At 49.2% G+C, this 8575-nt stretch carries 11 protein-coding genes; all 11 read right to left on the bottom strand.

What is annotated here, in order from left to right; all coding sequences use genetic code 11:
* Positions 1-76 precede the first annotated feature (76 nt).
* Entirely contained in the window at positions 77-925 is an 849-nt protein-coding gene (locus tag DBO31_RS06645; RefSeq protein ID WP_150824751.1) for a ChbG/HpnK family deacetylase, read from the bottom strand.
* Positions 926-1032: 107 nt separating this feature from the next.
* Entirely contained in the window at positions 1033-1503 is a 471-nt protein-coding gene (gene larC / locus DBO31_RS06650) for a nickel insertion protein (RefSeq protein WP_150824752.1), read from the bottom strand.
* A 5-nt stretch (positions 1504-1508) separates the two neighbouring features.
* The gene (gene larB, locus DBO31_RS06655; protein WP_150824753.1) at positions 1509-2270 is read right to left on the bottom strand and encodes a nickel pincer cofactor biosynthesis protein LarB; all 762 of its coding nucleotides are present in this window, start codon (positions 2268-2270) and stop codon (positions 1509-1511) included.
* A gap of 6 nt (positions 2271-2276) precedes the next feature.
* On the bottom strand, positions 2277-3086 hold the full coding sequence (locus DBO31_RS06660; protein ID WP_075581448.1) for an RNA methyltransferase: 810 nt from the start codon (positions 3084-3086) through the stop codon (positions 2277-2279).
* 136 nt (positions 3087-3222) lie between these two features.
* The gene (locus DBO31_RS06665; RefSeq protein WP_059075567.1) at positions 3223-3690 is read right to left on the bottom strand and encodes a hypothetical protein; all 468 of its coding nucleotides are present in this window, start codon (positions 3688-3690) and stop codon (positions 3223-3225) included.
* 11 nt (positions 3691-3701) lie between these two features.
* Entirely contained in the window at positions 3702-4193 is a 492-nt protein-coding gene (gene coaD, locus DBO31_RS06670) for a pantetheine-phosphate adenylyltransferase (RefSeq protein WP_059075566.1), read from the bottom strand.
* Between the two features lie 2 nt (positions 4194-4195).
* Positions 4196-4750, bottom strand: a complete 555-nt coding sequence (gene rsmD, locus DBO31_RS06675) for a 16S rRNA (guanine(966)-N(2))-methyltransferase RsmD (protein WP_059075565.1) — start codon at positions 4748-4750, stop codon at positions 4196-4198.
* 76 nt (positions 4751-4826) lie between these two features.
* Positions 4827-5444 carry a glycerol-3-phosphate 1-O-acyltransferase PlsY gene (gene plsY, locus DBO31_RS06680; protein ID WP_059075564.1) on the bottom strand — a complete coding sequence of 206 codons (618 nt, stop codon included), beginning with the start codon at positions 5442-5444 and terminating at the stop codon, positions 4827-4829.
* Complete coding sequence (gene der / locus DBO31_RS06685) at positions 5441-6772, bottom strand: ribosome biogenesis GTPase Der (protein WP_059075563.1); 1332 nt, start codon at positions 6770-6772, stop codon at positions 5441-5443. Before der ends, plsY begins: the two co-directional genes overlap by 4 nt.
* Positions 6773-6776: 4 nt before the next feature.
* The gene (locus DBO31_RS06690; protein ID WP_150824754.1) at positions 6777-8102 is read right to left on the bottom strand and encodes a DUF512 domain-containing protein; all 1326 of its coding nucleotides are present in this window, start codon (positions 8100-8102) and stop codon (positions 6777-6779) included.
* Positions 8103-8194: 92 nt separating this feature from the next.
* Positions 8195-8575 (bottom strand): S1 RNA-binding domain-containing protein (locus DBO31_RS06695; protein WP_150824755.1); only part of this gene is annotated, 381 nt, incomplete at its 5' end.

The raw sequence follows: 8575 nt of genomic DNA on the forward strand, positions 1-8575 counted from the left end.
ACGAGGTGTGAACCGATGAAACCGGCACCGCCTGTAACCAATATATTCAATACATACCACTCCCTGTTCCGGTAGATTACGGCAGGTTGCCGTAATGGATGAGTTCAATATGACGTTCTTCAATGAGCTTACGGATGCCCGGTGAAACAATAGCAGCCAATTCATCCTGCCAATGATATCCCCAATGGAATATCTGGCTCAAAACAGCCGTATGGCAGCCGGGATGCATCATCACTTCATGCACGCCAAAAGGCATCTGGCCAATGATATACCGCAGATTCGTTTCATTCATATTTCCGCCATCAGCCATGCCCCAGAAATAATCCGGCATGGTAAATCCGAGATTGCGCGCATCGCGACGGGCCTTCCTCGAAAAAAAAGTCAGCCCATCCCGGCCCAGGGCACGGACCGGATTTGCTGTCCACAACTTGAAGAAATACGATTCGTCAGGGATACGCAGCCGGTGAAGCCCATATTTTTTCATCAGGGCCTGTACGATCACCCAGACCTGGGGTAATACGTGCAGGTGCTGGTGGCTGTCCACATGGGTAATAGTAAGCCCCTGAGACATGATTTTTTCCATCTGCGCATCCAGTTCACGATACAGCTCCTGATATTGAATCCGGCCAGTATATATCCGTTTCATAAATTCGCCATAACTATCGGGGAATAGCCCCCGCCCATCGACAAGACTTGGGACTTCCTGCGGTGATAAAACCGGTGACAGTCCCCCGACCAGACAGAGGTGGATACCAATTCCCAGGCCCGGCCTTTTTTTTGCAACCGTTACGGCTTCAGGAAAAGCCGGACCGGATGCCAGAAGGGATGTGCTCCTCAGGATACCTGTATCAAAGCCTATGGCTACAGCTCGGTTCACTTCCTGATGGATGCCGAAATCATCTGCATTGATAATTAATCTATTCATAATCAGAATCGCCTTTTTTGAACTCATTCATTATTATACACGGACAATTGTTTATTTGCAAGAGACAACTTGTTTTTCTCTGAGAGACGCTTCAGGAAACGAACAGTTCAGTCTGCCAGCTCTTCATACTTTTTCCCGCCGTAACGCTGCCAGGCGGCTTCCAGAACACGGCGCTGCCACTCTTTCAGCGGAATACCTGTCTTTACGGCTGCAGCCCGGCAATCATCGTATTCTGCAGAAATATTGGTCACTATATCACCGGACCAGCAGATTTTACAATGAATCGTTTCGCCTGACACCGTCACCGTCTGTATAGACCGCCTGCAGGCGATGCGGCTGACAGGAAAGTAGCGGACACCTACAGAAGTCGTTTCTTTAAAAATAAGATCGGCTGCCTTTTCCAGGAGTTCTTCCCGGCATAACACGCAGAGCATGGACGCCATCCGGCATTTTTTCATGAGCATCGGCATGGCCCACACATCATTGACGCCCAGGTCCAGAAGACAGCGGAAAATGTATTCCATATTCTGGGGATTCATGTCGTCTATATTTGCTTCCATCTGCCATAGCGTTTCCATACGTGTCACCTCATCCGGTTCAATATATCTGCCAGACGGCCGGCACCGAACCCGTTATCGATATTGACGACAGAGACACCGGCTGCACAACTGTTGAGCATGGCCAGCAGAGCAGACAGTCCATGGAAATTGGCACCGTACCCGATACTGGTCGGTACGGCTATGACGGGCTGGCTCACCAGACCGCCGACGACGCTGGCCAGGGCACCTTCCATACCGGCGACAACGATGACCACGTTGGCTTTGCGTATGTCATCCGCCCGGCTGAGCAGACGGTGAATACCGGCGACTCCCACGTCGTAAATGCGCATGACTTTATTTCCCATGATTTCAGCCGTAAGAGCGGCTTCTTCTGAAACAGGGATATCACTCGTACCGGCAGTTACAACAGCAATGGTCCTGTCGCCATTGACGATGGTCGTGTCCTTGCGCTGATAAACCATGCGTGCCAGGTCATCATACTGTACATCGGGAAAATCGGAGAGCAGCCGTTCATACACTTCTTTAGACGCCCGCGTGCCAATGACGTTATCATACTTCTTCATTAAAAGTGTTAAAATCGTGACAGACTGTTCTACAGTCTTTCCGGCACAATATACGACTTCCGGAAAACCGCATCGTTCCTGACGCGCCAGATCGATATGGGCAAACCCAAGATCTGCCGTCTGCGCTGTATGAGAACTGTCTTTTTCCGCCAGGGCGGCCTGTGCTGCTTCTAGCGAGAGTGTTCCCTTTTTATACTCTTCCAAAATACTGGTTATATCCATACGGCATTACTCCTTAAATCCATTGATTTCCCATGCTTTATACAGGATGATGCCTGCCGAGAGCGATAGGTTGAGTGATTCGGTATCCTGTTTCATCGGTATCGTAATCAGGGCATCACATTGCTGCTGCAACTCGTGGGACAGGCCATTTCCTTCATTTCCAAAAGCTAAAATAACTGGTTTGTCGTACGGCGCATCGGTATACCGCACCGTTCCCAGAGGGGCTGTCCCCAACAGGAGGCGTCCACTTTTCTTACGAAAGGCCATCAGGTCGTCCAGGGTGACGTGCTGTATGACCGGGACCTTGAATATAGCACCCATGGCACTGCGGATTGCCTTGTCATTGTACACATCGACACTGCCCTCGCTCAAAAGGACGGCAGCCCCATTGCTGGCCGCGGCCGTACGCAGAATCGTACCCAGATTACCCGGATCCTGGATATCTTCCAGATAGAGGACGGGCCGGTCAGCCTTCAGTGTATCCAGCGCCTGGAGCGTATATGGAAAAAGCGGCAGCATAGCCGCCATTCCCTGTGGATTTCCCGTATCTTTTATTTTATCATACACGCTGTCAGTTACATGAAAAAATGTCCATCCCAATGTTTCCCCCCGGGACAGGAATGTATCAAATCCTTCATGATGCATTCCCTTTTCTGTAACAAAGCAGATGCCATCCATGACACCTACCTGGATAGCGTCTGACAATAAGCGGAATCCCTCTGCCAAAAACCGGCTTTGTTCCTGCCGCCCTTTTTTCTTTTTAAGTGAATGGGCCATCCTGACCCACTGGTTCTCCCGTGAAGTTATTTCTTTCATCGTCTTCTCCCTGCATCCTGATAAATACAATCCACAGTCCGGGCCCGCCGGCCCTCTTATGTCTTAACGCAAAAAGAGACTGTCGTACAAAGTATTTCTCTTCGTATGACCGTCTCTTGTAGTCTGACTTACGGCATTACTGTTTACTATTATCCTGACGATTGGACTGAAGAAGGCTTTCCCGGTTCTGGCGGATACTGGTCAGCGTCTTTTCCAATGTCGATTCTACATACTTCAGTACGTCGCCGGCATACGTAATAGAACTGCTCTTGAGTTCATCAGAGGACTTCGTAGCACTCATGACAATCTGATTGGCATGTTCTTGCGCCTGCCGTACCAGTTCGCTTTCTTCCGTCAGTTTGGCAATGTAATCTTTGGCCTGGGCAACCATGCTGTCAGCATGACGCTGGGCATCGGCAATAATTTTATCCTTTTCAGCGAGAACTTTTTTTGATTCATCTAATTCCGCCGGCATGGATGCTTTCAAATCATCGATAATCTGGAGAAGTTCTTCCTCTTCGATCATCTTTTTGTTCGTAAAGGGCATCTTTGACGCATTCAGTACTAAACTTTCCAAATCTTCCAACAACTTATCAGAGTTCATGTTGTCCACCCCTATACCTTATATTTATCTTTAAATTTAGTTTTCAAGCGTTGTTCTACATAATCCGGCACCATGCCGTCCAGCTTGCCTCCAAAGCAGGCCAGTTCCCGGATTCCCGTAGAACTTACATACGAATATTTTGTATTGGCCATGATGAATACCGTTTCAATAGCCGGTTCGATCTGTTTCATGAGAAGAGCCCGCTGAAACTCATATTCAAAATCACTGAGTGCCCGGAGCCCGCGGATGATAATCGTAGCCCCATGAGACATGGCATATTCATTGAGCAGGCCTTCAGCACTGGCCACTTCAATATTCGGAATATGTTTAGTCGTTTCCCGCAGCATTTCTTCCCGTTCAGCCATCGTAAAGACAGGCTGTTTCGTCGGATTGCTGAAGACGGCAACAATCAGCTTGTCAACCAGTTTGCTGCCTCGTTCAAATATATCGATATGTCCGTTCGTCACGGGATCAAAACTGCCCGGACAGATTCCGATACGCACAATTATTCCCCTTCCTGACGGCGGCAGATAAAGCTGACGCGCGTTTCTTTTCCATAGGATTTTTCTCTGATAATGCTATACAACGGGTTCTCCGATATATCTTCATGACGGCTGTGCTCCATGATGACCAGGCCATCAGCAGCCAGCAGCTGATATTGAAAGATAAAAGAAATTGTATCATTCACCAGATTTTTATCGTACGGCGGGTCGGCAAAAATATACTGGAACGTCCGTCCGCGCAACCGCGCCAGCGCACGCCCCATCTCCATACGTAGTACCTCATATTTCCCGGAAAAGCCGCACATCGCTGCGTTTTCCTGAATAAGGCGCTGGGTATAATGATCGATAAATACACAATGGGCAGCACCGCGGCTGAGGGCTTCCAGCCCGAGAGCGCCTGTTCCGGCAAAAATATCCAGTACGGATGCTCCTTCCAGGCCGTAATTAGTCAGAATATTAAACAAACTTTCCCGCGTACTGTCCAGTGTAGGCCGGGTCAGCATACCCTTTGGAGATTTCAATTGTCTGCCTCTGGCGCTTCCGCCTATGATTCTCACATCATCACCTGCTCGTACATGTTAATTATACACGTTTTTCCTTACATATCAAATATAAATCCTGAAACCGGAACAGTTATTTTTTGTGTATCCGTTCTACTTTCAATTCATTGCCATGAAGCAACCGCACGATATTGGCGCGGTGCCTGATAATGACAAACGCAGCTGCCAGAATACCGAATACTACGATTTCCAAAGGTTCATGGAACAGGTACATCGTCACCGGCACCAAAATCGCTGCTACAATAGAACCGAGCGAAACGATCCGCGAAAAAGCGACGACAATACACCAGACAGCAAAGACGATAAGTGTTTCCCACGGTGCCAGATAAAGAATGACTCCCAGGCCGGTGGCCACGCCTTTCCCTCCTTTGAATTTCATGAACAAAGAGCAAGAATGGCCCAGAATAGCCAGAAGGCCGCCGCCGATCATACATAATTCTATCTGATCCGGTGCCAGGAGGATTCCCGCCTGCTGGCCAAGCCAGACGCCGAGAATCCCTTTCGCCGTATCGAGGATAAGAACTGCCAGGCCGCCGGCTTTTCCCAGTACACGATAGGCATTGGTCGCGCCTGTATTATGACTTCCTTCAGTGCGGATATCGGTATGATAAAAGACATTGCCAATGACCAGGCCGCTCGGGAAGGAACCAGCGGCATAGGCCAGGAACAGACAGAGTATACCTTCTATCACGCGTCTTCATCTCCCTTTTTACCTCGCAGGATAAGACGGATAGGAGTTCCTTCAAAACCAAATGTTTCCCGCAGTTTGTTTTCCAGGAAACGGGTATAGGAAAAATGAATAAGCTGGGGATCATTAACGAATAAGACGAACGTAGGAGGTTCCACCGAAGCCTGGGTCATATAGTAAATCTTTAAGGGACGTCCGTTTTTAGCCGGTGCCGGATTAGTAAGCTGCGCGTCTTCGATGAGTTCATTGAGGACACTCGTCGAAACACGCATATGCTGCTGTTCCGATACGTACTGTACCAGATCGGCCAGACGGTTAACGCGCTGTTTGGTAAGGGCCGAAGCATATAGAATCGGGGCATACTGCATGAAGGCCAGTTCCCGGCGGATATCATCGGTATATTTCAGGCTGGTCTTGCTGTCTTTGGTCACCAGATCCCATTTGTTGACGACAATGATGCAGCCCTTGCCGGCTTCATGGATGTAACCGGCTATTTTCTTATCCTGCTCGGTTACGCCTTCTACGCCATCCAGTACGAGGACAGCTATATCGGAACGATCGACAGCCCGCAGTGCCCGTACCACACTATACCGTTCCACGGGCAGGTCGATTTTTCCCTTGCGCCGCATCCCTGCCGTATCGATGAGGATAAATTCATTTCCATTATAGGTCCAGTGTGTATCAATGGAATCGCGGGTCGTGCCGGGAATATTGCTGACGATGACCCGGTCCTGTCCCAACAGGGCATTGGTCAGGGAAGATTTTCCTACGTTCGGGCGGCCTACCAGTGCTACATGAATTGCATCTTCACTTTCTTCGTCAACAGGTACTTTTTTGATATATTTCAGCACTTCATCGAGAAGGTCACCGAGGTTCATGAGATTGACCGCAGAAATGCCGATAGGATCGCCCAACCCCAGATTATAAAATTCGTAAATGTTGATTTCCTGCTCTACACTATCGATTTTATTGACAGCCAGGATTACCGGCTTGCCACAGGAACGGAGAATATGGGCGATTTCCTCGTCCTGAGGCTGGATTCCCGTCTTTCCATCTACTACATAAATGATGACATCGGCTTCACGAATGGCAAGTTCAGCCTGATAGCGCATACTCGTAAAAAAGTGATTGTCCTGATCGACAAATTCAATGCCGCCCGTGTCAATCATGGTAAATTCCTGGCCCAGCCATTCAGCATCAAAATAAATGCGGTCTCTGGTGACGCCGGGGATGTCTTCGACAATGGAAATCCGTTTCTTTACGACGGCGTTGAACAGTGTCGATTTACCGACATTCGGCCGGCCTACAACGGCAACTAATGGTTTATACATAATTCTACTCCTTATTCTCCTGCCAATGATATAAAAGCTGCTTCAGTTCCGGCGCAAATTCACTGACGCCGACAGGTACGCCGGCCCGGGCTTCAAATTCACTAAGTGTCATATCGTCGAGAAAGATGTTTTCACCCTTGCGCAATGCCGTGCCGGGAATAATCAGGCCATCCCAGTCACCGGCCAGCTGCTGCCAGGCATGAAGCATATCCTGGGCTGTGAGGAGACCAGCCACATTAATCTGCCTGCCAAAATAGTGATTTTCTACGGGGACAACATTTACCTCCAGATTGGCCACCTGTACTTCCTGTACGAGCTGGCTGATAAAAGGAGCTGCCAGCGTGCCGGTCAGAAGAGCCAGCCGTTTCGGCTTGTCATAGGCCGTACGGACCTTGACATCCCAGCTATGCCATTGTTGTTCAAACAGACGCAGCATCCCGATGCCATCTTCAATCTGTTCGTAGTTATCATAATACGCATTGTCCGGCAGCGGCATTCCGGCTTTCAGATAAAATTCGTCAGCCAGATAGACAAAGCTTCCCCTGCCTTCCCGGCGGCTGCGCTCTGTAAAAGGCCGGGAACGGTTTATAATGTCACGGGCTAGTTCCGGCGTAACCGGATTCAGAGGCATGCATTCAGAACGGAATTTCGTCATTCCCAGTGGCACGACAGCTATTCCCAGTACGTTAGGCCGGAGCGATTCCAGATCCCGTACGGTGCGGCTGAATTCTTCGCCATCATTATATCCCGGCACGAGGACGATCTGGCAGTACATATCAATGTCATGCCGCACCAGATTGCGGAGATGATCCATAATATCCTCTGTCCGTTCCTGCCGCATCATGCGCCGGCGGAGCATGCCATTCGTCGTGTGGACGGAAATATGGAGCGGTGACAGATGGTACTGGGTAATTCTCCGGAGATCTTCTTCAGACAGGTTAGATAAGGTAATGAAACTTCCCGTCAGGAAAGACATACGATAGTCGTCATCCTTGACATACAAAGATGGGCGCATCCCCTGGGGCATCTGCGCAATAAAGCAGAATATGCAATTGTTCCAGCACTGGCGTATATGGTCAAAAACGGCATTTTCCATAGTAATGCCCACGTCTTCGCCAAACCGCTTCTGAAAATAGCAGTCCCGCAGGCTGTCGCCGTTTTGTACGACCAGATGCACTTTTTCGTCAGCAAGGGCAAAATTCAGATCGATCAGGTCCTCTACAGGCTGGCCATTGACCGAAACGATAGTATCACCAGCTTTCAGACCTTCTTTCTGAGCCCGGCTGCCCTCCTGCACACTGGCTATGACTGCATGTAACGTATCCGACATATGTATATCCTTTCCTGAAACACCTTATGATCCATTCCTGTCCAAAAAAAAGGATAACCGGTACACGCCGGCTATCCTTTTTCCAGGAATACTTATTTATCTTCTACAGCGTCGCCAATTGTGGCCGATTCTTCCTGCTGATTTGCTGTTTCGAGATAATTGCGGACTTCCCGTTCTTCGTCATCTTTCTGCAGAGCGAGTACGCTGAGAGAAATCTTCTTCTTATCTGTATCAATACCGATGATCTTGACATTTAAAATATCGCCAATATTCAAAAGGTCTTTTACAGAAGCACCGCGTTTTTCCGTCAGTTCGGAAACGTGGAGGAGCCCCTGCAATTCCGGATCGATAGCGAGGATAGCACCGAAAGGCAGCAGCTTTTTGACTTCGCCCTTGACGACATCGCCAACTTCGAATTTTTCGATAGCGGCAATCCAGGGGTTCTTCTGCAGTGCTTTCAGGGACAGGGAAAT

Origin of the sequence: Megasphaera sp. DJF_B143, from assembly GCF_900320625.1 — a bacterium.
GTDB classification, from domain to species: domain Bacteria; phylum Bacillota; class Negativicutes; order Veillonellales; family Megasphaeraceae; genus Megasphaera; species Megasphaera hexanoica.

What these genes read in the sequence shown, in the direction of transcription:
- DBO31_RS06660 (WP_075581448.1), bottom strand. Translation starts at nt 3,086, where the DNA reads ATGAAAGAAATAACTTCACGGGAGAACCAGTGGGTCAGGATGGCCCAT.
- DBO31_RS06690 (WP_150824754.1), bottom strand. Translation starts at nt 8,102, where the DNA reads ATGTCGGATACGTTACATGCAGTCATAGCCAGTGTGCAGGAGGGCAGC.
- DBO31_RS06645 (WP_150824751.1), bottom strand. Translation starts at nt 925, where the DNA reads ATGAATAGATTAATTATCAATGCAGATGATTTCGGCATCCATCAGGAA.
- larC (WP_150824752.1), bottom strand. Translation starts at nt 1,503, where the DNA reads ATGGAAACGCTATGGCAGATGGAAGCAAATATAGACGACATGAATCCC.
- larB (WP_150824753.1), bottom strand. Translation starts at nt 2,270, where the DNA reads ATGGATATAACCAGTATTTTGGAAGAGTATAAAAAGGGAACACTCTCG.
- der (WP_059075563.1), bottom strand. Translation starts at nt 6,772, where the DNA reads ATGTATAAACCATTAGTTGCCGTTGTAGGCCGGCCGAATGTCGGTAAA.
- DBO31_RS06665 (WP_059075567.1), bottom strand. Translation starts at nt 3,690, where the DNA reads ATGAACTCTGATAAGTTGTTGGAAGATTTGGAAAGTTTAGTACTGAAT.